Origin of the sequence: Paenibacillus sp. FSL H7-0703, from assembly GCF_038003485.1 — a bacterium.
Taxonomy (GTDB): Bacteria; Bacillota; Bacilli; order Paenibacillales; family Paenibacillaceae; genus Paenibacillus; species Paenibacillus polymyxa_B.
In genome coordinates this window covers 2893062-2918440 of the sequence record NZ_JBBOPF010000001.1, presented here as the reverse complement: position 1 = coordinate 2918440, position 25379 = coordinate 2893062, and the positions used below count along the sequence as shown (strand labels likewise).

25 protein-coding genes are annotated in these 25379 nt (G+C 44.9%); 15 read left to right on the top strand and 10 right to left on the bottom strand.

Features of this window, described 5'->3' with window-relative positions; all coding sequences use genetic code 11:
* Window positions 1-21: 21 nt before the first annotated feature.
* A complete protein-coding gene (locus MHB46_RS12830; protein ID WP_341162513.1) occupies window positions 22-387 on the bottom strand; it encodes a winged helix-turn-helix transcriptional regulator in 366 nt (121 codons plus the stop codon).
* Window positions 388-575: 188 nt separating this feature from the next.
* On the opposite strand from MHB46_RS12830, the gene MHB46_RS12825 reads away from it, so the two are divergent.
* The 7 genes from MHB46_RS12825 (at window position 576) to MHB46_RS12795 (ending at window position 8444) form a co-directional block, all read left to right on the top strand.
* Window positions 576-1772 carry an MFS transporter gene (locus MHB46_RS12825; RefSeq protein WP_341162512.1) on the top strand — a complete coding sequence of 399 codons (1197 nt, stop codon included), beginning with the start codon at window positions 576-578 and terminating at the stop codon, window positions 1770-1772.
* A 31-nt stretch (window positions 1773-1803) separates the two neighbouring features.
* Complete coding sequence (locus MHB46_RS12820) at window positions 1804-2646, top strand: aldo/keto reductase (RefSeq protein WP_341162511.1); 843 nt, start codon at window positions 1804-1806, stop codon at window positions 2644-2646.
* 168 nt (window positions 2647-2814) lie between these two features.
* Window positions 2815-3837 (top strand): LacI family DNA-binding transcriptional regulator, encoded by a 1023-nt coding sequence (locus tag MHB46_RS12815; RefSeq protein WP_341162510.1) that lies wholly within the window; start codon window positions 2815-2817, stop codon window positions 3835-3837.
* Window positions 3838-4020: 183 nt separating this feature from the next.
* On the top strand, window positions 4021-5496 hold the full coding sequence (locus MHB46_RS12810) for a glycoside hydrolase family 32 protein (RefSeq protein WP_341162509.1): 1476 nt from the start codon (window positions 4021-4023) through the stop codon (window positions 5494-5496).
* 66 nt (window positions 5497-5562) lie between these two features.
* On the top strand, window positions 5563-6981 hold the full coding sequence (locus MHB46_RS12805) for a sucrose-specific PTS transporter subunit IIBC (protein ID WP_013308350.1): 1419 nt from the start codon (window positions 5563-5565) through the stop codon (window positions 6979-6981).
* 476 nt (window positions 6982-7457) lie between these two features.
* Window positions 7458-8048: a hypothetical protein gene (locus MHB46_RS12800; protein ID WP_238808316.1), complete on the top strand. Its 591-nt coding sequence runs from the start codon at window positions 7458-7460 to the stop codon at window positions 8046-8048.
* A gap of 39 nt (window positions 8049-8087) precedes the next feature.
* A complete protein-coding gene (locus MHB46_RS12795; RefSeq protein ID WP_051718046.1) occupies window positions 8088-8444 on the top strand; it encodes a hypothetical protein in 357 nt (118 codons plus the stop codon).
* Between the two features lie 293 nt (window positions 8445-8737).
* On the opposite strand, the gene MHB46_RS12790 is transcribed toward MHB46_RS12795, so the two are convergent.
* A complete protein-coding gene (locus MHB46_RS12790; RefSeq protein WP_103048446.1) occupies window positions 8738-9526 on the bottom strand; it encodes a helix-turn-helix domain-containing protein in 789 nt (262 codons plus the stop codon).
* Window positions 9527-9705: 179 nt separating this feature from the next.
* Here MHB46_RS12790 and pyk point away from each other — a divergent pair, with 179 nt between their 5' ends.
* Window positions 9706-11121: a pyruvate kinase gene (gene pyk / locus MHB46_RS12785; protein ID WP_023986598.1), complete on the top strand. Its 1416-nt coding sequence runs from the start codon at window positions 9706-9708 to the stop codon at window positions 11119-11121.
* A gap of 82 nt (window positions 11122-11203) precedes the next feature.
* Here pyk and MHB46_RS12780 read toward each other — a convergent pair whose 3' ends face one another.
* The 5 genes from MHB46_RS12780 to MHB46_RS12755 form a co-directional block, all read right to left on the bottom strand.
* Window positions 11204-11602, bottom strand: coding sequence for a hypothetical protein (locus MHB46_RS12780; protein WP_165179602.1), 399 nt, complete (start codon window positions 11600-11602; stop codon window positions 11204-11206).
* Between the two features lie 240 nt (window positions 11603-11842).
* Complete coding sequence (locus tag MHB46_RS12775) at window positions 11843-12964, bottom strand: GerAB/ArcD/ProY family transporter (protein WP_341162508.1); 1122 nt, start codon at window positions 12962-12964, stop codon at window positions 11843-11845.
* Between the two features lie 303 nt (window positions 12965-13267).
* Window positions 13268-14473, bottom strand: coding sequence for a Ger(x)C family spore germination protein (locus MHB46_RS12765; RefSeq protein WP_341162507.1), 1206 nt, complete (start codon window positions 14471-14473; stop codon window positions 13268-13270).
* A gap of 36 nt (window positions 14474-14509) precedes the next feature.
* Window positions 14510-16105: a spore germination protein gene (locus MHB46_RS12760; RefSeq protein ID WP_341162506.1), complete on the bottom strand. Its 1596-nt coding sequence runs from the start codon at window positions 16103-16105 to the stop codon at window positions 14510-14512.
* Between the two features lie 149 nt (window positions 16106-16254).
* Window positions 16255-16599 carry a DUF805 domain-containing protein gene (locus MHB46_RS12755; protein ID WP_103048451.1) on the bottom strand — a complete coding sequence of 115 codons (345 nt, stop codon included), beginning with the start codon at window positions 16597-16599 and terminating at the stop codon, window positions 16255-16257.
* Window positions 16600-17029: 430 nt separating this feature from the next.
* Here MHB46_RS12755 and MHB46_RS12750 point away from each other — a divergent pair, with 430 nt between their 5' ends.
* The 3 genes from MHB46_RS12750 (at window position 17030) to MHB46_RS12740 (ending at window position 20399) form a co-directional block, all read left to right on the top strand.
* Window positions 17030-19465: a LamG-like jellyroll fold domain-containing protein gene (locus tag MHB46_RS12750; RefSeq protein WP_341162505.1), complete on the top strand. Its 2436-nt coding sequence runs from the start codon at window positions 17030-17032 to the stop codon at window positions 19463-19465.
* Window positions 19466-19851: 386 nt separating this feature from the next.
* A complete protein-coding gene (locus tag MHB46_RS12745; protein ID WP_007428290.1) occupies window positions 19852-20052 on the top strand; it encodes a cold-shock protein in 201 nt (66 codons plus the stop codon).
* Window positions 20053-20183: 131 nt separating this feature from the next.
* The gene (locus MHB46_RS12740; RefSeq protein ID WP_013308357.1) at window positions 20184-20399 is read left to right on the top strand and encodes a cold-shock protein; all 216 of its coding nucleotides are present in this window, start codon (window positions 20184-20186) and stop codon (window positions 20397-20399) included.
* A gap of 108 nt (window positions 20400-20507) precedes the next feature.
* Here the strand turns inward: MHB46_RS12740 and MHB46_RS12735 are convergent, their stop codons facing one another.
* Window positions 20508-21326, bottom strand: a complete 819-nt coding sequence (locus MHB46_RS12735) for an alpha/beta fold hydrolase (protein ID WP_341162504.1) — start codon at window positions 21324-21326, stop codon at window positions 20508-20510.
* A gap of 187 nt (window positions 21327-21513) precedes the next feature.
* On the opposite strand from MHB46_RS12735, the gene MHB46_RS12730 reads away from it, so the two are divergent.
* Window positions 21514-21846, top strand: coding sequence for a hypothetical protein (locus tag MHB46_RS12730; RefSeq protein WP_341162503.1), 333 nt, complete (start codon window positions 21514-21516; stop codon window positions 21844-21846).
* A 51-nt stretch (window positions 21847-21897) separates the two neighbouring features.
* On the opposite strand, the gene MHB46_RS12725 is transcribed toward MHB46_RS12730, so the two are convergent.
* Both MHB46_RS12725 and MHB46_RS12720 read right to left on the bottom strand, forming a co-directional pair.
* The gene (locus MHB46_RS12725; RefSeq protein WP_341162502.1) at window positions 21898-22443 is read right to left on the bottom strand and encodes a GNAT family N-acetyltransferase; all 546 of its coding nucleotides are present in this window, start codon (window positions 22441-22443) and stop codon (window positions 21898-21900) included.
* A 258-nt stretch (window positions 22444-22701) separates the two neighbouring features.
* The gene (locus MHB46_RS12720) at window positions 22702-23274 is read right to left on the bottom strand and encodes a hypothetical protein (protein ID WP_341162501.1); all 573 of its coding nucleotides are present in this window, start codon (window positions 23272-23274) and stop codon (window positions 22702-22704) included.
* Window positions 23275-23487: 213 nt separating this feature from the next.
* Here MHB46_RS12720 and MHB46_RS12715 point away from each other — a divergent pair, with 213 nt between their 5' ends.
* The 3 genes from MHB46_RS12715 to MHB46_RS12705 are packed head-to-tail and all read left to right on the top strand — an operon-like array spanning window position 23488 to window position 25375.
* A complete protein-coding gene (locus MHB46_RS12715; RefSeq protein WP_341162500.1) occupies window positions 23488-23901 on the top strand; it encodes a GntR family transcriptional regulator in 414 nt (137 codons plus the stop codon).
* Window positions 23898-24611 carry an ABC transporter ATP-binding protein gene (locus MHB46_RS12710; protein WP_209949938.1) on the top strand — a complete coding sequence of 238 codons (714 nt, stop codon included), beginning with the start codon at window positions 23898-23900 and terminating at the stop codon, window positions 24609-24611. The genes MHB46_RS12715 and MHB46_RS12710 overlap by 4 nt, the downstream gene beginning before the upstream one ends.
* Complete coding sequence (locus tag MHB46_RS12705; RefSeq protein ID WP_209949939.1) at window positions 24608-25375, top strand: ABC-2 transporter permease; 768 nt, start codon at window positions 24608-24610, stop codon at window positions 25373-25375. Before MHB46_RS12710 ends, MHB46_RS12705 begins: the two co-directional genes overlap by 4 nt.
* Window positions 25376-25379 lie beyond the last annotated feature (4 nt).

Here is a 25379-nt window from a genome sequence, read left to right as displayed (position 1 = left end):
TATGCAGGCGCTCTTTATGTTTTACAGCTTATTCAGAATGTTATCTTCCAAAACCGCCGATTTATCCCCATATTCTTTGATGATATGTCTTTCTCCCCATGCACAGAGAGAATCTAAAATGCTTTTCAGACTACATCCATATTCACTAAGCTCGTACTCCACTTTGGGTGGAACCTGATTATAGCTAATCCGATTGACAATGCCGTCTTCCTCTAATTCACGAAGCTGCTGGGTCAGCATTTTTTGTGTTATGGAAGGCATAATTCGTTTTAATTCGCTTGTCCGCATCTTTCCATGTGTCAAATGACACAGAATCACGCATTTCCATTTCCCCCCGATCACCTCTAAAGTCGCCTCAACAGAGATATTGTATTTTTTCTTCCCCAATGCAGATCCCCCCATGTGTATCGCTTTCTGTTATACATACCTTAACAGCCTGTTTTGATCAAAAAGGACTTTATTTAGGGTACTTTTTAGTACCTATATCACTAAAAAGTACGTACTGTTCATATTTGCTTGAATAACTCATAATAACATCTGCTGGTTGAAGATTTCTATAGATAGGAGTGAAAAACATGTCGTCAGAATCAAAACGAAGTATCTGGCCATTACTGGCTTTAGCCGTAAGCGCCTTTGCAATTGGAACAACCGAGTTCATCAGCGTGGGACTGCTTCCCCTGATCGCTGAAGACTTGCACATATCTGTAACGATGTCTGCACTAACTGTAACGCTATATGCATTAGGAGTTACCATCGGGGCACCTGTCTTGACCTCATTAACGTCAAGTGTTCCCCGTAAAACGTTGCTGCTGTGGATCATGATTATATTTATTGCAGGCAACAGCCTCGCTGCGGTCTCTAGCGGAATTGCCTTGCTGCTGATTGCACGTGTGATCTCGGCGTTCGCTCATGGGGTGTTCATGTCCATCGGTTCCACCATCGCGGCCGATCTTGTGCCGGATGATCGGCGAGCGAGTGCGATTTCCATTATGTTCTCCGGGTTGACCGTAGCCACGGTTACAGGCGTACCTTTGGGTACCTACATTGGGCAGCAATGGGGTTGGCGGGCAGCATTTATGGCGATTGTGGTCGTCGGTGTAGTGGCACTCATCGCCAATCTGGTTCTGCTGCCATCTACGCTGCGCAAAGGGAACAAGACTCCTTTCCGCGAGCAGGTCAAACTGGTTACCAATGGTCGCTTGCTACTCGCATTTATCATTACAGCTTTGGGGTATGGAGGCACATTTGTGGTATTTACTTATTTATCTCCATTACTTCACGACATAACCGGATTTCAGCAAAGTACAGTAACGTTAATACTTTTGCTATATGGAATTGCGATTGCCATCGGGAATGTTATTGGCGGAAAAGCAGCAAACCGCAAGCCGCTTTCAGCTTTGTTTTACATGTTTCTGATTCAAGCAGTGATCCTGTTTCTCCTGTTGTTCACGGCACCTTTTAAAACGGCAGGACTGATTACGATCTTCTTTATGGGATTGCTTGCGTTTATGAACGTGCCCGGGCTACAGGTATATGTCGTCATGTTAGCCGAACGGTTTGCACCCAAAGCTGTTGATGTTGCCTCTGCTGTTAATATTGCAGCTTTCAACGCAGGGATAGCAATCGGAGCTTATGTAGGCGGGATTGTAACGGATTCACTCGGTCTCATTCATACGGCCTGGATCGGGAGCATTATGGTTTTCGTTGCGGTTTTGCTCACAGGCTGGAGTCGTATGCTCGAAAAAAGGGATACAACCCCCATTACAGGTTAAAGCTTTTAAAAAATAGAGAGGAAGATTCAAAATGACACAAAACTTACAAAGCACAACATTGTTAAACAACGGAGTTCGCATGCCTTGGTTTGGCATCGGGGTATTTAAAGTGGAAGAAGGTTCGGAGCTGGTCGATGCTATAAAGACTGCTGTAAAGCATGGCTACCGCAGTATAGATACAGCTGCAATCTATGCGAACGAAAGCAGTGTAGGGCAGGCTATTCAGGAAGCCCTTCAGGAAAATAATCTGTCCAGAGAAGAACTGTTCGTCACGTCCAAAGTATGGAATGCAGATTTAGGCTATGAAGAGACACGGGCAGCTTATGAAGCCAGTCTGGACAAGCTGGGTCTGGACTATCTGGATCTATATCTGATTCATTGGCCAGTTCAAGGAAAGTATAAAGAAGCTTGGAGAGCGTTGGAATCCTTGTATAAAGAAGGACGGATTAAGGCAATTGGAGTCAGCAACTTCCAGATTCATCATTTGGAAGATCTCATGAAGGATGCCGAAATTAAGCCAATGATCAATCAGGTGGAATTCCATCCACAATTAACGCAAGCCGAGCTGTTGCAATTCTGTCAAAAGAACGACATTCAAATGGAAGCTTGGTCTCCGTTAATGCAAGGCCAATTGCTCGATCATCCGGTACTGCAAGACATAGCGACCAAGTACGGCAAATCGGTGGCGCAAGTGATTTTACGCTGGGATGTGCAGCAGGGAGTTGTCACCATTCCCAAGTCTACCAAGGCGCATCGGATCGTCGAAAATGCCGACATTTTTGACTTCGAACTGACGCGCGAGGATATGGATCGAATTCAGGCGTTAAATGCCGATCTTCGAGTAGGTCCAGATCCGGATAACTTTGATTTTTAAAATTACGTTCATCATGAGACGCCGTTTCCTTCTTCACTGAAGGGACGGCGTTTTGTGCATGATGGGTCTGGAGCTACAGCAATCCAATCCCGCCATATGGTATTATAGGGTTATGTGAAAAGAGACGTTTTGGAAGCTTGTGAATACGAAAAATCTCCGGGGGACTTCATGAATAAGACGATTGCAGATATAGCCCAAATGGCTGGCGTATCCAAGAGCACGGTATCGCGTTTTTTGAACGGCGGGTCTGTCAGCGTGGATACGAAACGTAAAATTGAAAAAGTGGTTAAAGCCACGGGCTATGTGCCCAATGCCTTTGCCCAGAGTCTTAAGGCGAAGCGGACCAACATCATCGGCACCGTTGTGCCGCGTCTGGATTCTTTTGCGACATCTCATACGCTGATGGGGATTGATGAGGAGCTGCGTTCTCAGCATTATCAGATGCTGATCTCTAATACGAGCCAGGATGTACAGCGTGAAATCGAAGCCATTTATGAGCTGGGAAGACAAAAGATTTCGGGTATCATTTTGCTGGCTGCTCAAATTACAGACGACCATCTGGCCGCGATTCGTGACATTGGTATTCCGGTGTTGCTGGTGGGCCAGCAGCACGAGCAGCTTCATAGCCTTATCCATGATGACTATCGTGCAGGATATGATATCGGCACGTACGTTTTGTCACAGGGACATCGCGAAATTGCCTACGTTGGTGTTACAGAAAAGGATGTTGCCGTCGGTGTGCAGCGCAAGGAGGGCTTTAGGCAGGCTGTTCGCGATGCATTGCCTGCCGAGTCTCATACGGACGATGCGATGCGAGCAGCAGGGTATGATATCAGATACTATGAGACCGGATTTAAAATGTCCGATGCACGGATTGCTGCATCCGCCATTTTGGACCATTTCAAGCCATCGTTAATGGTGTGTGCTACGGATAATATCGCGCTGGGCGTAATCAATGCGGCTTATTCCAGAGGGATTGTTATCCCGTCGGATTTGTCGGTAACTGGCTTTGGGGGATACGATATTACGGAGGTCATTCACCCTGCGCTGACAACCGTCCAATATCCGTATATGGAGGCTGGACGTGTAGCAGCGCAAAATATTATGCGGCTGGTAGAACATAAATCGGTAGAAAAAGTGACGGTCATGAATTATTCCCTGATCGAAAGAGAAAGCGTTGACAAACGCTGAACAAGTGGATTATAATTTCTTCGAAACCGGTTCCATAGCATTCGGGCATAAATGGAATCGGTTGCAAATCCATGGATGAGTATATTTTTTTAATCGTATGGGAACCGGTTCCGATAGAATATTTTTTTCATTGAGTTGGAACCGGTTCCTGAAGCGAAGTTTTAATAAAAATGAGGTACACCTATGAAAATGACAAGAGAACAAAAGTATCGAATGATCGAGCAGGCAGAGCCCGGTGAAATAGCCAGCTTGGAGGAGAAAGTGGAGCAATGTCACTGGCGGCAGGCATTTCATATCCAGCCACCGACAGGTTTGCTCAATGACCCCAATGGCTTTTCATATTACCAAGGTGAATACCACTTATTTTATCAGTGGTTTCCGCTCGGAACGGATCATGGGATGAAATATTGGTATCACCTGAAATCCAAAGATTTGGTCACATGGAATAGTGCGGGCATTGGCATCGCACCTGGGGATTATTTTGATTCACATGGGGCTTACTCGGGCAGCGCACTGGAGCATGAGGGCAAATTATATATGCTGTATACGGGAAATGCACGAGATGAAGACTGGATCAGACATCCTTATCAATGCATGGCTGTTATGGATGAGAGCGGTCACATTACCAAATGGGAGCATCCTGTTATTGCCAATGTGCCAGAAGGCTATACAGACCATTTTCGTGATCCCAAGCTATGGAAAGACGGCGATAGCTTTTACTGTGTGATTGGTGCCCAGAGAACGAATTTAACAGGCTGCGCGGTCCTCTACCGATCAACCGACCTTCGTACGTGGGAGTTTGAGGGAGAATTGTGCACAGGCCTGGAGTCGTTTGGCTACATGTGGGAATGTCCAGATTATTTTGAACTGAACGAAGCGGGGGTCTTGATCTTTTCTCCTCAGGGCTTGGAGCCTTCTGGGGATGAAAATCACAATATTTATCAATCGGGCTACGTAATCGGCAAGCCGTTGGATACCGGAACAAGAAGACTGGAGCACGGTGCATTCCACGAGCTTGATAGAGGCTTTGACTTCTATGCGCCACAGACGATGATTGACCCACAGGGGCGGCGTATTATGGTGGCATGGATGGGCCTGCCGGATATCGACTATCCCACAGATCCGAACGGATGGGCTCATTGTCTGACATTACCAAGGGAGCTTACGCTTCATGAGGGCAAACTCTTGCAGCGGCCGATCCCTGAGCTGACTACGTTACGCAGAAATCGTGAGGATCGGGTAGCTGACACGTTATTCTCAGAGAGCAAAACCTATGAAGGATTTACAGGTACGGCCTATGAGCTGATCTGTGAGGTAGATCTTTTAAGCGCTAAGACGTTTGGTATTGAGTTCCGTGCGAGTGAGACTGAGAAAACGGTGATTAAATATGATGCCATCAGTCGCAAACTAGTATTGGATCGTTCGCAATCAGGTGTGCCTGTAGCCATTTCGTATGGTGAGGTACGGCAGTGTTCATGGGATAAAGATCATATCAAACTACATTTGTTTGTAGATACGTCTTCAGTTGAGATTTTCGTCAATGATGGGGAAGAGGTGTTCACCAGTCGTATTTTTCCGCATCCAGAGAGTGACGAAATACGCTTTTTTGCCGACAAGGGAGAGGCTCTCTTCCAGGCGGTAAAATGGGATTTTACATGAGTAGGCTAAAACATCAAGTGGTTCGTTAATCATCAAACAAACGGAATCAACGAGAGGATGAACATCATGGCGGAAAACAGAGAAATAGCTAAAGAAGTGATCCAGGCAATCGGTGGGCAAGAAAATATTGCATCTTTTGCTCATTGTGCGACGCGCTTGCGGATTATGGTGCATGACAAGGAGAAGATTGATCAGAAAAAAGTTGAGGAGATCGACAAGGTCAAGGGTGCTTTCTTCAATTCCGGGCAATATCAGATTATTTTTGGTACAGGTACGGTAAATCGAATTTTTGAAGAGGTCGAAAAGCTTGGCGTGACCGGTTCATCTAAAGAAGAGGTGAAGAGTCAGGCGAAAAAGGAAGGCAACGTCTTCCAACGCTCCATTCGTACCTTTGGCGATGTGTTTGTACCCATTATTCCTGTGCTGGTTGCTACGGGGCTGTTCATGGGGCTACGTGGTTTGCTCACTCAGCCGCAAATTCTCGCTCTACTCGGCATGACGCCACAGGACATTTCACCCAATTTTCTATTATACACACAAGTATTAACGGATACGGCCTTTGCTTTTCTACCCGCGTTAGTCGCATGGTCAGCCTTTAGAGTATTCGGCGGTAGTCCGGTGCTGGGTATCGTTCTCGGTCTGATGCTGGTAAACCCGGCCTTGCCCAACGCTTATAGTGTTGCGGACGGCTCAGCCCATCCGTTGACGATGTTCGGGTTCATTCCTGTAGTGGGCTATCAAGGCTCGGTATTGCCAGCTTTCTTCGTGGGCTTGATCGGAGCCAAGCTGGAGCGGGCGCTGCGCAAACGGGTGCCTGAAGCGCTAGATCTGATTCTCACACCGTTTTTAACACTGTTGATCATGATCACTTTGGGATTATTTGCCATTGGTCCGATTTTCCATTCACTCGAAGAATGGGTGCTGCACGGAACAACGTTTGTGCTGGATTTACCTTTCGGTATTGCAGGGATTGTCATCGGTTTCTTGCATCAGATTATCGTTGTTACAGGTGTGCATCATATATTTAATTTCTTGGAGATTCAACTGCTTGAAAAGAACGGCGTAAATGCCTTTAACGCCATCATTACCTGCGCTATGGCTGCTCAAGGTGCTGCCTGTCTGGCGGTTGGGCTGAAAACGAAGAATAGCAAGTTGAAAGCGTTGGCACTTCCTTCCTCGTTGTCTGCTTTTCTGGGGATTACGGAGCCGGCTATTTTCGGGGTCAACCTGAGATATATGAAGCCTTTTGTCATGGGACTCATCGGTGGGGCAGTTGGCGGTTTTATCGCTTCGGTCTTCCATTTGGCGGCTACAGGCATGGCAGTTACGGTCATTCCGGGCACGTTGCTCTACATGAATCATCAGCTTCCGCTTTATATTTTGGCGAACTTGGCTGCTATGGTTGTAGCTTTTGTCCTGACCTGGATGTTTGGCTACAACGATAAAATGTTGGAAGAGGTCAAAACAGCGGGTTCTTCTAATTAATATCACCCAAGTAATGCGAATACACGCAGATTTATACGCGTAATTATAAATATGATGGTCGTTCTATATGGAACGCTCTTGGTCCCTAATCAAAAAGGACTGCTAGAGCAGGGTTCCAAGTGGAGCGACCATTTTTCCATTAAGCATGGATGGTTATTCGCAATTTAGGCCTTTTATTGCAATGCAGTAGTGCTGCATCATCTAATTATTGATATAAGATTGTACCCAATTTTTATTCTTCATCTCCTGTTTGATAATTTTATAAGTTAAACAGATGACCCCTATATGCTTGGCCAACAACTGATAGTTTGGGTATTTGCTTATGTGTGGAATTGAATGTATTGTATCATCAGAATCTCGAATATTCAAAAAAATGTAACATTAATGTAAAAATTTCAAAAGATATATATTCAAGGGAGGGTGATTGTGCTATTATACAATAGTTGTTAAAATTTAGCATTGGGAGACAGTTATTTGTGAAAAAATTTCTTGTAACTATGCTAGTTGTTATGTTGGTAGCAATCGGGCTGAATCCTTCAAGTTCTTATGCAGATTCATCCTCATCTGCTAAAGACTCTTCTAACCAGTCCCTATTCCCGCCGTATTCTTCAATTGTTAATTCTGATACGCTCTTGAGCGGTTTGACGCTTGAAGAGTATAATGAAGCTATAACAAATGCAGTACCACTAGAGTCAGTAATTGTAAAAAGCGAAAGCGATAAAACTCAATCAATCGAGAAGATTTCTCCCATGGCCCTGACATCTTGGGCATTTGACCACCTTGCTAAGCACGATGGATATTGGACTGATAAGTTTTATGTTGATTATGCAATAACTATGCCTATAAATGTGGTGCAGTGGGGAGATGATAGTTCTTGGTCACAACCCGATGTAGGTTATACACTTGTGAATAAAGATTATTTGGGCAAGGTTCACTTGGTTTCCGGAAGATATACAGGCACAAATACAAAGTTTGAAATCAAAGCACCAGGACCTGGGACATATCAAATATTAGTAAATAATTTAAATGACTACACTATTTCTGGAAATGGATTCATTGGCTATTAATTTTTTTAACTAGATTACTTTTAGAAGGGAGGAGTGAGAGTGAACAAGCGATTCAGAACGGTTGTTATTGTCTTAAGTCTAACTGTCGTTGTCGGAGGGGCGGTTGCCGTCATCAAAAGTCAGACTTTTGCAGACAGTAGTACGCTTCAAACCAAAACTAACAATGAGCCTGACTGGCTAACGCCTGAAAAAAAGAAGGAAATAAATGAAAAAGTGTTTTCTTCACCAGCGGAAATTTTACACTCAAAACATGGGGATTTTCTCCCTGTCGAAGTTCCGAATGAGTATCCAAGTGATGAAGTTGCAAATCGGGATAATCAAGAGCAGATAACAGCTGAGACAAAGCAAGTTATCGTGAATAATTTTGTTTACGAAAAAAAAGATGGGAAAAACTGATTTTTCCTGGAACGCTCATAAAAATGAGCGTTCTTTTTTATTTAGAGTATATTCCCAAACTCAAGCCAACCAGATCGTGATTAAATTGCATGATATTAGACGTTCAATATTGTTAAAGAGCATTTTGCCCGACGGCTCCTTGTAGGAAAACGAGTCGCAACCACATTGTATCTAGTCGTGAATGACTAAGTGAGCGTTCTCTTTCTGAAGATGCACCAAGATCGTGTTTTTATTGTCTTCCCACAACTTTATTTCACTAATAATTAGTCTTTATTTATAGCTTGAAGACACACCTATACGATTGAGGAACGTTCATCCAGAAATTCGGACGGCGAGCAGCCTGTCAACCGTTTGAAGATCCGATGAAAATAGGAAACATCACTATATCCCACATACTCCGAAATTTCACGAATCGTTAGCCGGGACTCGGTCAGCATGTAGATGGCGGTTTTAATACGTTGCGTATGTACATGCTCGCTGATCGTTTGGCGTGTTACCTCACGCAGCAGCGTCGCGGCATAATTGGGGGTTTTACGGATGGCGTCGCCAAGCTCCTCCTTGGTTACCTTTTCCCGGTAGTGGTTCTGGATATACTGTTTCATATGTTCCACATGTCGCTCTCGATCGCAAGAAATGGCGCCTTTGTCCCATTCCTGATTCATATATATCATTGCCTCGGTCAGCAGACAGTCAGCCATCATGGTGTAGTAGCTTGGGTGTTCAGTCCATTGATAGTACATCGATTTAATCCGTTCACGCAGCATATCGTAGCATCCAGGTTTGATCAACAACGGCTTGTCAGTATTCAATATGGGAAGTGTGCTGTTCGTACATGTTTTGCGGCAATGTATCACATACTTGGTATGAAAGAGCGTAGGAATGCTCTTGCCATAGTAATCCAGATGACCGGGTAAAAGCAGTGTTTCACCCTTACCGAGAATGAATTTGCAATCGTTCACCCAATATACACATTTGCCAAAGGTGACCAAAATGAACAGTAAGTCATCGTTGTCGCTATTTGCACCAGCCTTTTCATACCAGTCCACACCGTTATCCTGCCGTATATCCATCAATGTAATCACGAAACTCACTCCCCGATGTCTTCAACTTTCGTTATACTGTAGTACATTCATCATACTATAGTTCATAGTCTTGGTGCACGGGTACAGGTAGAATAGAGCTATATAAGTTTAATGTAGATAGAGAAGCAAAGTGGAATAGAAAACCATACAGTAAAGACATTCAGGAGGATGACATTACTATGCTTAAAACGAAAATTATTTGTACTATGGGACCTGCCTGTGACTCCATTCATTTGTTAAAAGAAATGATCCAGGCTGGTATGACTGTAGCCCGCTTGAATATGGCTCACGGTGAGCTGGAAGATCACGTTAAACGTATCGAAAATGTGCGTCAGGCTGCGAAGGAAATGAATACCTTTATACCTGTCATGATGGATATTAAAGGACCGGAAATACGGATTGGCAAGCTGAGAGAGGCATCTTGTCTGCTGAAACCAGGTAGCCAGCTCATTCTGACCACAGAAGAGATTCTAGGGGACGAGCATCGTATTTCAGTGAATTACCCGGATATGCCGAAGGACATCAAACCAGGCGACCGCATTCTCATTGACGACGGTTTGGTTGATCTGACTGTAACCTCCATCGAAGGTACGGAAATGATTTGTAATATTGTAAGCGGCGGTATTTTGAAGCCGAGAAAAGGTGTAAACCTGCCAGGGATTCATACGACCCTTCCAGGCGTGACGGAGCGAGATGTGAGGCACATCCAATTTGGGGTGGAGCAGCGTGTTGAGCTTATTGCGGCTTCTTTTGTGCGTAAAGGCGACGATATCCGTGAAATCCGTGAGATTTTGAAGGGACATCATGCTGAGCATGTACAAATCTATTCCAAAATTGAAAATGCTGAAGGCATGGAAAACCTGGATGATATTATCGAAGCTTCCGATGGCATTATGGTAGCCCGTGGCGATCTGGGTGTCGAAGTGCCGATTCAAGATGTGCCTGTGATGCAAAAAGAAATGATCGACAAGTGTAATCTGGTCGGCAAGCCCGTTATCGTAGCTACCCACATGCTGGAATCCATGCAGGTGAACCCGCGTCCGACGAGAGCCGAAGTTAGTGACGTGTTTAATGCCGTTATGCAAGGAGCCGATGTTGTTATGCTGTCGGGCGAATCAGCTGCGGGTAAATATCCTGTCGAGTCTGTACGGACCATGGCCGCTGTAGCTGCCAGAGCAGAATCGCAATTCGATTATCAGGAGCAGTTCGATAAGCGCAGAGCACGTCAAAGCACCAACATTACCGAAGTGATTAGTCAGGGTGCGGTGAGTTCGTCCCTGGAGCTGGATGCGAAAGCAATTATTACATCGACTGCCAGCGGATTCACGGCACGTATGGTATCCAAATATCGTCCGAAGGCACCTATTATTGCGGTTACTCCGAATAATACGGTATTCGCTAAAATCTGCCTGTTGTCCGGCGTATTCCCGATCAAGGGGGATAAAGTAGCAACAACGGATGAAATGTTCGAATCCTCCATCCGTAACGCGCTGAATGCAGGATATATCCATAAAGGCGATACTGTAGTCCTGTCAGCAGGTGTTCCTGTCGCCGAGGCGGGCACCACTAACTTGATCCGAGTATATCAAGTGTAATTTACAACAAAATATAGACAAGCCAAAAGGCGCTGGCCCCCAGGGGTTCAGCGCCTTTTTCACATTCTGTCATGTCACTAACTTACAGCCCGAACACACTTTTAGCAACGACCTGTGTCAATTCTGCCTTATGGGCTTGGTATTGCTCAGGCGTAATGCTCTTATTGGCCAGTCGTTGATCCAACTGCTCCGTTAACTGAGCTACCTGTAAATCAACAACAGCCTGTGCGTCCTTTTTATTGGTTTGTGCAATATCTGCCAAGGTTTGACCGTTATATAACGCTTCATACAATTGCTCATCCGAGGATGCGCCCAGTGTTTCCAAAAGCTTATCATCCTTGGAAGCTTCATTATCCTGTACCTGAGGGGCTCTCTCTGGAGCCAGTGTAGCAGCATTAGCCCGACTTCCCCAAGTAGAAGACTGCCCAATAGATAACGCCAGCAACAGTGTACAGATGACCAACATTCGTTTTCGATTCATAAGTGTAAATCTCCTTTGTGTTTCATTCAATTTCTGACAGGGTGGAGCCTTATATGGATATCCAACGGGAGTAATGTTTATGCCTTTAGCCGATCCGGCTTATGTAGTTACCAGATTCTAATATACATCATACACACCCAATCTTAGCGCCAGCTTAATACTCGTTTAAAATAAACTAAAAGAGGAGGATGTAAACAGGTAAAGCCAAAAAAAATTCACGGATGCGAATAATGGATAGGTTTACCCTTTGGATTCTGCCCTTTTCTTTGACCACATTGTTCGTATCCCATGAATACAGAGCAACAGGAAGGGGAACAACAACCCGATGGATAGTGCATAAGGAACCCACGTCTTTGTATCATAGGTTTGTTGATAAGGGACATTGGGATATACGATGATGGACATGACGACTAAAATCATTCCGAGAGAAAGCACCAATTGTCGGTCTTCTTTCAAACGGAAGATTTGGGCTATTGCTGTCACCGTGGTGTGCATATACAGCGTAATTCTAAAGAAGAGCGAAATAAACCACATAGTAGCCATAATTGCTTCGATGCGCTGTAGAAAATTGCCGATGCTAATTTTTTTGGCTAACGCATAGCTAGGATATATATTTCTTGCCGTTAATTCAGGACCTAATACCAAAATTGCCAATGCAACCACCACGACCAACATCAATCCGCCAATCAGGCTGCCTAGGAAAAAGGCTTTACGAGTTTGATCGGAACGATTTATAGAATCCGGGAAGATCATGAGAAAAATAATATGAGGTATAAACACAGTGCTACAAAAGGACAGGGCAGCAGGCCAAATAGGTCCAACTCCCGCCTCCAATACAGGCTGAACATTTTCCAGCTTAATATTGGACACCACTAAACCTACAAAAGAAATATAAAGCAGAGTAAATAACGGAAATAGCAGTTCAGCCGAACGGACCAGCACTTCGAGACCCAGTCGAGCAGCCAATACTACAATAAGCGCAAAGAGAATATTTACCGCTAGAATCGGTGTTTCCGGTATCATTTGAGTAGTCATAAAATTCCCTATATAAAATAAAACGGGTGCAGGGGCATTGATGAATAGTGTGATGAAAAACAGAAGACCGGCGGCTTTGCCTAACCATTTTCCGAGCAGGGTTTCCATAATCCCAATCAGGGTCATATCTGGATACAGAGATGCAATCTTGCTGTACATATACAAGATAAGGAGCCCTGCCCCGACTCCAACGAGCGCGGCAATCCACGCATCTTGTTTGGCTACCGATGCCATGCCTGAAGGGATGATGAGGATTGCACTCCCGACCGTAAATAAAGTTGTTAATATCATAATTTGGCGTGCTGAAATTTTAATCTGTCCGGGCACCAATGTTCACCTCATCTTATCTGATTAGACCGATATGGGTCAGGAAATCGCTAAATGGCCTATATACGGCTGTTATCCAATCCAGGGGAGTAGGAATAAGCCAGTGTAATGCCTTGGCGCAGCTGATTCCGACCGCAACAAAGAGAAGGATGGAAAATAACCAAAGTTCTTTTTTTAATCCCTTTTTCCACATGTAGGGGACCTCGACCAAGCTGATTGCAGCAGCGATCAGTAATATACCCAAAACGTTCACCATATGAGACAGCATCTTGGAAAACACCTTCTTTTGTAGGGTAAGGGATTTTACTCCTTAATATCATTCAAAAATGAGCTACCAATCGTACCTAAGCGCCGAATCTTGAAATCCACCTTGATATGTACAGGTAATTCTGTAAAGTATTCATAATCCCAATTTTTTTTAATGGATTTCCAGGTTCTCGGGTCAGCGCGGTGAATGGCTTCACCAAATCCGAAAATGTCAGCTTTGTACGATCTTTGGGCCTTTCTGACGACCGATTTCATAATATATTCTATCTTTTCCTCACTTTTCTTCTCGAGGTCATAAATCGTGCTTACTTTGGTCAGGTCCAGGTCATAACATTCAACTTCTCCCACGTTGGCCTCAACCTGCATTTTAATATTGATCTGAGGCTCCCCCCTATAAACGCTCCCTTTTATAGCAGTTTGGGTTCGAATGATTTCCGAGACGACTTTGCCGCCTCCTGGACAAGCCACAAAGCCGACAGAGCTCTGCACTTTGCCGAGGATGAAGTTGTAGCCTCTACTTTCAGTTTCATTTAACCAACCGATTAATCGGTCTTTTCTAAATACAGCAAGTCCGGAATACTGTAATCGGGCGGATGGGGCGATCTCTTGCACATTGCCGCTGGTTTCTCCCATTTCTTTATTGCCAACGATCCGGAGTCCTGTCAAGACAGGCTGCATTCCTTCACTGGTGAGTGCTGATACCAATTCATCCAAAGTTACTGTCGTAGTGGGCGACCAATTTTTCTGTGATGTTTCCAGAGAGGAGAAAAGGTCATTTGCGGGAATCGGATCTAAAGGTGTCATAATTTTTAATGTATCCTCCGCACTAGTGCCCTTGGACACTACAATATAAAAATCGGTTCGGAACTGATGATATCGAGAGAGTAAATCTAAAGCTTTCGCCATTCCTTCGGTAGCCATCGACTCACCGATTACACATATACGCAGATGAGAAAAATACATTCTCCGGGGGCTAATCGTTGTTATTTTTCGGATCGCTTCAGATATGGTATCCGCTTCTTCTGTATACAAGGTGGCTGGAGCACCGCCGCCTGCTCCTTTTTTGGCCGATGCTTTTCCAGGGTCCACCACTTGGAGAGAGACCCGGAACTGATCTCCTTGTTTATCAATCCCCATACCAACGGCGATGGCGAGCTCATTCAACTCCCTGCGATTCCAACAGCCCGTCAGAAGTAAAACGAGTGCAAGAATCAGGAACAGAATCGCTTTCTTCCGCTTCATGATTATCCACTCCTTTCCGACGGTTTCTCTTTTCTTCTATTCCCTTGATTTTCGGGGCGGAGTGCTGTTTCGACGTTTGACATTCTTCTGATCGACTAACCGGGGACGTGAAATCATCATCCAGTGAGGGAGTCGAAATATGGTATCTTTGGTGTCCGTTGGTATTAGAGGTGCAAAAGGAGTCATATAGGGGACGCCGAACGAACGAAGGCTGCACATATGCAGGATCAGGGCAATGCCTCCAACGATAATCCCGAACAGCCCAAATGAGGCAGCAAGTCCCATCAAGGGGAACCGCAGCATACGAAAAGCGATGGACATATTATAGGCAGGAAGTACAAAGCTGGAAATCGCGGTAATCGATACGACAATAACCATCGCAGCCGATATGATGCCCGCCTCGACGGCAGCTTGTCCGATGACGAGTGTACCCACGATAGAGACGGCTGCCCCGATGTACTTCGGCATACGAACGCCAGCTTCCCGCAATATTTCAAAAGTCAGTTCCATCATGAGTGCTTCAATAAAGGCAGGGAAGGGAACAGCCTCCCGCTGTGCCGCTAGACCGATCAACAGTGAGGTCGGCAGCATTTCCTGATGAAACGTAGTGATGGCAACATATAAGGACGGACCGAGCAGGGAGATAAAAACTCCGGTGTAACGAAGAACCCGGATGAAGCTGCTAATGTCTGCACGCTGATAATAATCCTCCGCGGCATGCAGGAAGGAAACAAACAGCGCAGGCACGACAAGCACAAACGGGGTTCCATCCACCAGGATCGCGATTTTTCCTTCCAACAGCTCGGCGGCGATCACGTCCGGGCGTTCGGAGTTGTATACTGTCGGAAAAGGCGTAAAAGTTTCGTCTTGGATTAATTCCTCGATATACCCGCTTTCGAGAATGCTGTCCACATCAATGCGATTCAATCGCTCATGCACTTCCTCGACCAATTTTGGGTTCACGATCCCCTTGATATACATGACAGCGACTTCGGTCTGGGTAACACGACCGATTTGTTGGGTTTCCAGCCACAAATTCGGATCTTTAATCTTACGCCGAATTAAGGCCGTATTCGTGCGCAGCGTCTCAGAAAATCCTTCCCGCGGCCCACGGACGACATTTTCCGAGGCAGGCTCGGTGACCCCGCGATCCTTCCATCCACGTGCGCTGGCTACTATTCCCTGTGTTTCACCGTCAATCAAAATGACAGCATCCCCGGACAACAGCGCATTATATAAGGTTTCAAAGTCGATAATCTCCCGGATGCTTCCGATGGTTAGGGCATAATCTTTTAATACTTGCATGACACTAGAGGAGTTCTGGAGCCTGCACTCTACGTCTCTGGACAAGCTACTATCCAGCATCATCGATTCCATAATGAAGTCGGAGACTATATTTTTGTCCGCCAAACCGTCCGTATAGAGGATTGCAATGAGCTGGCCACCATCCTTGCCGATACGAATTTCTCTTATGATGATGTCAGTGCTGTTACCGAGTGCTTGCCTGATTTGCTGAAGATTGCTTCCGATATTCGCGCTGAGCTGCTCTCCTGAATGCTCAGACTTACTTACGCTGTGCTGGACTGGCGGCTTTTTAATTTTGTTAGGGGGGGTTCTTTTCCGAAAACGCATGAACGTTCTCCCTCTCTTTGAGGATACTTTTTAATCCAGTATGGACGCCGGGGGCTCTAGATAAACTTACTGCTGAAATTTCGATGGGGGAGAGGCGGATATGAAAAAAACCTCCTTCACAAAAGTGAAAGAGGTTTTAGACACAACCATTACAATTTAGGGTTTTTTCCATACTTATTGTCACTAGGCTGACTGTCTTGGCAGAAGAATACAATCAAAATAATTGACCCTACGAGAGGGATCAGACTGATTAGAATCCACCATCCGCTTCTACCTGTGTCATGCAGTCTACGGGCCATAACGGCCAAGGATGGCAACAGGACAGCAAGAGAATAAATCAAAGTCAATACCGGTGATAAGCCTACAAGACTATCGATCAGGCTGACTACAAAGCTAGCGATTGCACTAAATAGTACAAACATCCAATACTCTGTACGTCTGGCTCTACCTTGAAACCCTACATAGTTTTTTAATGCATTTAAATACCATTGCATATATTTTTCACCTCCTTATAAAATCTAAAAGTTGCTTTACAGTATCCGTAAAGTTGTCCTTGTAGGTATATCGGCAGGAAACATATAGAATTTTACTTGTAAAATTATAACTTTAAACTAGAAATTTACGCAATACATTTATTAATGTTAATAATTCGATGAATAATTTATAAAAACATAAAATTACATATTGAATTTTCCATATTATTTGAATAATATAGAGGTACGGTTAACCGCCAGGTCTGAATCGTCCTTCTTAACCGAAGGTGATTTTGTTTTTCAAATCAATTGAAAGCGCTTTAATTAAAAACGGGAGGGATGAGCAACTTTAATTTTGAGGCTGAAGAAGTTAATACAAACATAATCCTGACCGCTTTCTCAATATTGTTTTATGTTATCAGGGATGTTCAAAATGAGAGGAGATTGATTTATGAAGCAAACATTCGTTCGTAAAATAACGGCAGCTTCACTGGCAGGCGCGCTGTTGTTGCCTGCTTCTTTGGTAGGCGCCGAGCAAACACTCAATTCAGATACAGATGGAATTCAAAATGTAGGGCAAACTTCCCTTCAAGCTCAAGACCTAGAAAACTTTTCAATTCAAAGTAAAAAGGCTGTCTCTTTCAAGGAGACTTCCGTACATGATCCATCCATTCTGAAAGTGAAAGACACATTTTACATTTTTGGCTCACATCTGGCGGCTGCCAAGTCCAAAGACCTCATGAATTGGGATACGATTGCTACAGGAGTGGCGAATGGTAATGCATTGATTCCTAATGTCAAAGAAGAATTAAAGGAAGCACTGGATTGGGCGCAGACAGACACGCTGTGGGCAGCAGATGTCATTCAACTGGCAGATGGCAAGTTCTATATGTATTATAACGCTTGCAAGGGTGACTCTCCGCGTTCAGCAATGGGCCTAGCAGTTGCTGATAAAATTGAAGGGCCTTATAAGAATAAAGGAATTTTTCTAAAATCCGGCATGTGGGACCAACCGAGTGAGGATGGGACGATCTATGACGCAACCAAGCATCCTAATGCCGTGGACCCGGACACCTTTTATGATAAGAACGGCAAGCTTTGGATGGTATATGGCTCCTACTCAGGAGGCATCTTCATTATGCAGATGGATGAAAAAACAGGGAAGCCGCTCCCTGGCCAAGGCTACGGGAAAAAGCTGACAGGCGGTAACCATGCTCGTATGGAAGGGCCGTACATACAATACAGTCCGCAAACGGACTACTATTACTTGTTCCTGTCCTATGGTGGATTGTCAGCGGATGGCGGATACAACTTGCGGGTGGCTCGGTCCAAAACACCGGATGGCCCTTTCTACGATGCTGAAGGCAATGATATGATCAAGGTCAAGGCAAATCCTGATAAACCACTTTTTGATGACGCTTCCATTGAACCATACGGTGTCAAACTGATAGGTAATTACCTGATTCCAAGAGAAATTGGTGATCCGGGTACTGGACTAGGTGCAGGTTATGTGTCGCCCGGACACAACTCGGCTTATTATGATCCTAAGACGAAAAAGCATTTTGTCATTTTCCATTCCCGTTTCCCGGGGAGAGGCGAACAGTATGAAGTGCGGGTACATGAAATGTTCATGAACGCTGACGGTTGGCCTGTGGTTGCTCCTTATCGTTATTCGGGAGATGAGGATTCACTGAAAAAGCTGTCAGAAAAGGATGTCCTCGGTCAATATTCGTATGTAAATCACGGGAAGGAAATTTCGGCAAATATTAAGCAAGCCGTTAACGTCAGTCTGGGTAGCGGCGGCAAACTGTCTGGTGGAGTGAACGGTACTTGGAAGTTGGGGGCAGGCAATCAGCTGGAAATTACAGCAGAGGGCACGAAGTACAAAGGTGTATTCCTGCGGCACCATGATCCAGACACAGGTGCCAAGACGCTTGCTTTTACCGCGTTGTCCTCCAAGGGTGTTGCGGTATGGGGTTCGCTAAAGCCTGATCTGAAGGCCAGCAAGATTGTAGCTGCTGTGCAGAAGGATCTGAGCCTGGGCGATACGAGCAATGTTCTTTATAATCTGACGCTACCTACTCAAGCAGCACAAGATACCACTATTTCATGGGAGTCCACCCACCCGGAGAATATTTCTGTGACAGGTGAAGTATACCGTCCAGAAGCCGGTTCTCAGCCTGTAACAGTTACATTGACGGCGACCATCAAAAAGGACAAAGCCACAGCTAAGAAAAACTTTACAGCCATTGTTCCCGGGCAGGCCCGAGGTCCTCAGCTCGCACGCTATTCGTGGAGTGAGGATCAAGGAACTTCGGTTGTCGACAGCACATACAATCAATTCGATGGTAAGACCTATGGTGGGGCTGCATGGGATAAAGACGGGAAGCTTGGTGGTGCGCTTGTCCTCAACGGTAAGGATGGTTACGTGCAACTGCCAAATACAGTAACAGATGCGAAGGATTTTACCTTTTCCGCTTGGGTGAACTGGAAGGGCGGTGCAGCTTGGCAACGGATTTTTGACTTCGGCAACGGCCAAGCCCGGCATATGTTTCTTACTCCTTCCCAAGGAAGCGGTGTACTCCAGTTTACAATCCATGAGGGTACGGACCAAAGCTTGCTTTCCAAATCATCATTACCTCTAAACCAGTGGACGCATGTAGCGGTTACACTGGAAGGGAATACAGGAAAGCTGTATGTAAATGGTGAGGAAGTAGCTGTTAATGACAGCATTACCTTCAATCCCGATGAGTTGCTGACGAGCGAGGCTTATCTCGGCAAAAGCCGTTTTGCCGCCGATGCTTACTTCAATGGCAGCCTGGATGAAGTTCAATTGTATAACAAAGCGCTGACAGCAGAGGAAATTAAAGCACTGGCAGAATTGTAGTTCAAAATAAGCAAATAAACGCAGGAGATGGGCTTTTATTAAGAAGTTCGTCTCCTGCGCAATGTTTTGTATATTTATTTCTTGATTGCTGGTATAATAGGGAGCAACTGCGGATATAATGTTTTAAGTAGGCGTTAATGACTCGCTCTCGCCGAATGAACACAGCTTTGAAGCAGCAATAGAGAACATAAGCACTCTGCATAAATTAAATTCACCAGTGCTTGCGTTTTCAATACACTTATGGTAATATGAGTATATTGAGATTGTGACCTGAGATTCGCATATTGTAGAGGGCTATTGTTTTAGGTTGAAATAACCTTGTGCAATATGTGAATTTTTATTTGTAAAAAATAAAGGTCATATAAATACATTTTGGAGGTAATTCCATGCAAACAGGTACAGTTAAATGGTTTAACGCAGAAAAAGGTTTCGGTTTCATCGAGGTTGAAGGTGGAAGCGACGTATTCGTACATTTCTCCGCAATCCAAGGCGAAGGTTTCAAATCTTTGGACGAAGGCCAACGCGTAGAATTCAACGTAGTTGAAGGAAACCGTGGACCACAAGCTGAGAACGTTGTAAAACTGTAATTTAAAATTACAGCCTATTTCAGATGCCCCGAACATAGCGTTTGGGGCATTTGTTTTTATCTGTTCACAAGACCGTTTTTGAACTGATTACATCTTATCGCTTTATAAATCATGAAGAAAGAGGGATGTTTATGTACAATTCACGGAAAAAGCCAATGGATGAGATTCCTGAGGAAATTACAACTGTCTGGAATTGCGCCAGCGATACATGTAACGGCTGGATGCGGGATAACTTCGCTTTTTCTGTCGAGCCGACATGCCCCATTTGCGGTTCTGCCATGGTGAAGGGCGAGAAAAAGCTGGCTGTTTTAAATAATACGAGCTTCAATCATACCAAACAATCCTAAGCGGATTAATGTTTGTAGTGAAAGATGCCCCATAGCCATTAACGGCGCTGAGGCGTCTTTTTGTTTTTTATAAATATAAATTATACATAAGAATGAACAGGCTTTCAATTATGGTGTGGAGGATGGGGCTAGTATGCTCAGTAAGATAGAATTAAATTCAGGTAGCGCTTCGTAAAATACACCGTGGCCGCTACGTTCGAAAGGAATAAGCTTTGATCCGGCAATTCCTTTTTGAGTTTGGACAGCCAGGGGGAAAGGACAGACCCGATCCAGCTTGCCGTGTAGAATCCAAGTAGGCACGTGTATACATGGCAAATCAGGGCGCAAATCAGAGTCACGTAGTGAATACAAAGTACAAGCCATGCTATGAACTGAAGATGCAAAGCCCTGATCACGTAACCAGTCGCGTAAGCTCTGGCTGACGGGATTGGCAAACAACATTTCGCCAAAAGAAGTTACCAGTTGTGGACGATCTGTATAGGCTTGTTTAATGAGTTTATCTACCTCTGTGACAGGAGTACCATAAGGAAAGTCGCTGGTTGGGGTGAATCGAGGCGTAGCTGCTCCGATCAAGATCAACTGATTGACGCCAAATCCCCGGTGCCTGCTCATGTAGCGTGTAGCCACAGCTCCCCCCATGGAAAAACCGATCAGCCGTACCTGGTTTAACTGAAGTGCCTGCATCACAGCCAGCAGATCGTCCGCCAATCGATCATAATTGTATCCATGCCATGGTCGATCAGACTTGCCGAACCCCCTAAGATCAACCTGAATACAGCGATACCCGTAAGCAGGCAACAAGGCGACCTGGTATTCGTACATTCGGTGATCCAGCGGCCAGCCGTGCACCATCAGAACAGGGATGCCTTCTCCAATATCCTCGACATACAGCTTCACGCCGCGTTCCACCTCAATATAATATCCCATCGTGTTCACCTCTCTAGAAATCACGTCATTTCATTCTCTCTCACATATATGTAGCCAGGGCTTAGCTCATTCGAAAAAGGGATGAGTCTGTCACGATATAAGCATATAATATGTCAAAAGATGTATGTCATCCTGTATAGGGATAGGATATAATTATGGAATGAAACAGCATCGGGAGAGTGGAACAATGACACCATCAAAAACATTAAAATGGATTACAGGCGGATTGGAGCTGTTTTTAGCTATTCCCGTTTTGGGCGGGCTGCTCGTCGTAAATTCCGCGTATACTATATTGTTCTTTATGCTGATTTTCCACATTGTTACGTTGGTGCTATCGGTGACGAATAGAGAGTCTTATTATGGATCTATTTTAGGGATCGTGACCTCGGTTATTGGATGGATTCCGATTGTGGGCTGGTTGATGCATTTGCTCTCAGGCATATTTTTGATGATTACCGCAGCTCAGCAGCCGCGTGATCAGTATCGTAATCGCAATCCTTATGATGATCATCGCTACTAGGGGATGTGTGGCGATGCAAAGATGAAAGATCCTGTTGAACAGGGTCTTTTTTTATTTATGAAATCTCCCCATGATTATGGTGTTGTAGTATTTACCATCTGAAAGAACCCTATCGTTTTTTAATAACCCTTCGATTTGAAATCCATGTTTTTTATAGAGCTCAACGGCTTTATCATTCGTTTCCAAAACTTGTAGAGTTATTTTCTTGATGCCATTGGAGTCAGCCCAAGAAATAGATTTTTTTAAAAGATTCGTCCCGATCCCATAACCCCAAAAATCCTTTAGTACGCATACGCCAAATTCAACTTTATGAGAGAATCTGCTCAGAACATGGCCCTCACATCTTGAAAATCCGACGATATTATCATGAACTACAGCAACTAAAAATAGGTTTCTGTTATTCTCTGTATCCGTTTCGATGAGCTGTTTAAAACCGGGTGTACTTATAAACGCTTCTCCCTTTTCTCTGTCTAAATTTTCAGTTTCTCCATCAATCAGCAAGCGGATTTCAGACAAATTCTTCGCATCTTGAATTATGGCTGATCTGATCGTATAGCGCATTCCTTGCACATCAAATTCCTGTTTATTTATTTTCATTACATTCTCCTTATTATGATTTAGAGTGAAAAATGACCTCTGGATCATGTTAGTCTACCACATATTATCTTGTTTACATGACAAATAAGCCTGTCTCCTTCTGTTGTATCGCAGCAGGGGACAGGCCTATTAATTTCTCTATCCGTACAGGGAAGCCGGATGGAGATTTATTATACATGGGTGGATGTGTCAGATTAACAAATGGTTTTTATGAATACGACTTATCGAGCTACAGCTTTTGGAAAACGGAAGTTGTGGCTATTTCTGCTTAGCAGAGGCTTTAGCTGCATTGGTTTTAGCAGGAGCCTTGGCTGCATCTCCTTGAGCAGGAGCTTTACCTGCATCCGCTTTACCGCCATCTACTGGTGGTTTGGATGGTTTCACGCCATTCACCATATCTGTCATCATTTGCTTCAGATTAGAGACACGTTGGTTATATTCGGTTGCCGTAATCTTGCCGTTTTGTTTTTCCGTAGCCAGTTTTGCTTTCATATCTGAAACCATTACATCAATAACGGAATTTACGCTCACGCCCTGTGCTTTGGCGATCGTAGCAAGGGATTTACCTGCTTTCAGCTGTGTATCCAACTGAGTGGAGGATAATTTCAATAATTTCAGGATAGCTTTGTTCTCAGCATAGTTACCTCCTGCGATTTTAGGGCCATTAGCATCGCCGGGATTCCCCTTAGGTGCCTGTGCTTTGTCTGCGATGGGAGCCTTCTCAGGTGTAGTTGAAGCAGCATGGGCTGCGCTTGTGGAGTACAGTGCCCCGCCTCCTAAAAATGCCAAGGCCATCGTTCCAGCCAAAATTGCTTTCTTGGTGCTCTTCATCTTCATTTTCCACCTTTCATTTATGGTTTGTTTGGTACGTGATACATCATAAGGGATCAACTTGAATGCTATCTGAGCGCAAGCTGAGCATTTACTGAATGAAATTTGGGTGGCATGACTAAAATTTCAGCTAAAATAAACTTGTATTACGTGTATTAAGTGATATAATACACTTCAGGCACGGAAGATTCAGCCGATTAGGGGGAAACACCCATGGAAGAGCAACGGGTTGGCTCGCTCCGATTTTTAATTGACTTTAGCCAGCCATTATATGAACAAATATTAAATCAAGTACGAAGCTCCATTGCTAAAGGGGAGATCGAAATGGGAAGCAAAATGCCATCTGTTCGTGATTTGGCGCAGGAATTACGCATGAATCCGAATACCGTGATGCGGGCATATCAGGAGCTGGAGCGGGACGGATTGACTGAGAAGCGGCGCGGGTTAGGCACTTATGTTACTTCGTCCAGTGAACGGATTGCCAGCTTTCGGGAACAATTGGCTATAACGTATATAGATCAGTTTCTCGGACAGATGAGTAGCCTGGGGTTATCGTGGGAAGATGTACAGCAATATATACGAAGCAAACAGGACGGAAATGACAAGGAAGGAGGCGATAAGGCATGACGGAGTCTGTTGTGGTTGCGAATCATCTGGTGAAGCAATACGGCAGTAAAAAAGCACTAGATCAATTAGATGTCATCATTCCGGCAGGACGTATTGTAGGCGTGCTTGGACCCAATGGCTGTGGGAAGTCCAGCTTCTTTCGAGCAATCACCGGATTGATTCAGCCAGATGGGGGCGAGCTTCAGGTGTTGGGCCGACAGCCTGGTTGGGAAACCAACCGGGATATATCCTATCTTCCTGACCGAGCACGCTGGTACCCCAATCATACAGTTCAGCAGACGCTGGAATGGGGGAAGTCTTTTTTGCCTGGTTTCAATATAAAAGACGCGTATAAACTTGCTGATCATATGGACGTGGAGCTGGAACTTAAAATGACTGGGCTGAGTCGCGGCCAGGAGGCACGTGTGCTACTGATTTTATGTCTGGCACGTGAGGTTCCACTCATGATCCTGGATGAACCGTTTGCGGGTATTGATGTTCTCTCTAGAGAGGCGATTGTAGCCGGGATTATTGATTATTTGGAGGGGCGGCAGCAGTCGATACTCATTAGCACGCATGATATTCAGGAAGTGGAAGGCTTGTTTGACTACACGGTCATGATGGACCGCGGACGGATCATATGGTCTGGTGATTCGGATGATCTGCGTGCAGAGCATGGCTCGCTGAATCAGGTGTTCCGCAATTTGTACAAAAAGGAGTGGAAGGCGTGAATTCATCAGGGCTGTTCAAAGATTTGATACGCCATGAATTTCGAAATAAAGGAAGCTGGAGAAAGCAGGGCCGCAATCGACTACCGAGATCGTGGAGACTCGTATATTTCTCATTATTTCTAATTGCGGCGTTCGCTATTTCCTTGTACTTCGCACTTCACAACCAGCTCGAATTGACAAGGCTGTGGTATGTCACCCTGGGCTTGCCGTACATGATCATTTTCATGGGTGTGGGAAGTTTGAGAAGAGAATGGGAAAATGACACCTACGGATGGTGGCTGACCCTTCCCTATCCGCGCATATGGCTGATTAGCGCCAAATGGATTGCGGCTATTTTACAAACCATGGTCGTAATATTGCTTCTGTTTGTGGTGGGTTCTCTGTACGCGTTGTTCATCTCATCAACCATACAGCCTTATACGTTTGCGGATGCAGCGTCTTTTATTGTAGCCGGATTGAACTGGTTTGTGATGATTATCGCCTTCACGCCGTTGGTTATTGCGCTGGGTCTATTGACGGCCAGTACCAAATACAGCACCTTGCGGCCGCTTAACCCGATACTGTGGATTCTTTTGATGGGTGGCGGGAGTGTCTTTTATTGGTCGGGCGATCAGGGGCTTTATGAGCAGTTTGACCATGCTCAAACAGGACAATGGTTTCCATTTACCTGGCATTTCCCGATTGCGGTGTTGATGAGTTGGGTTGCTGCATATGTATTAATCCGCTTGAGCGCGTATCTGCTGGAGAAAAAACTGTCGATTTAGGCTA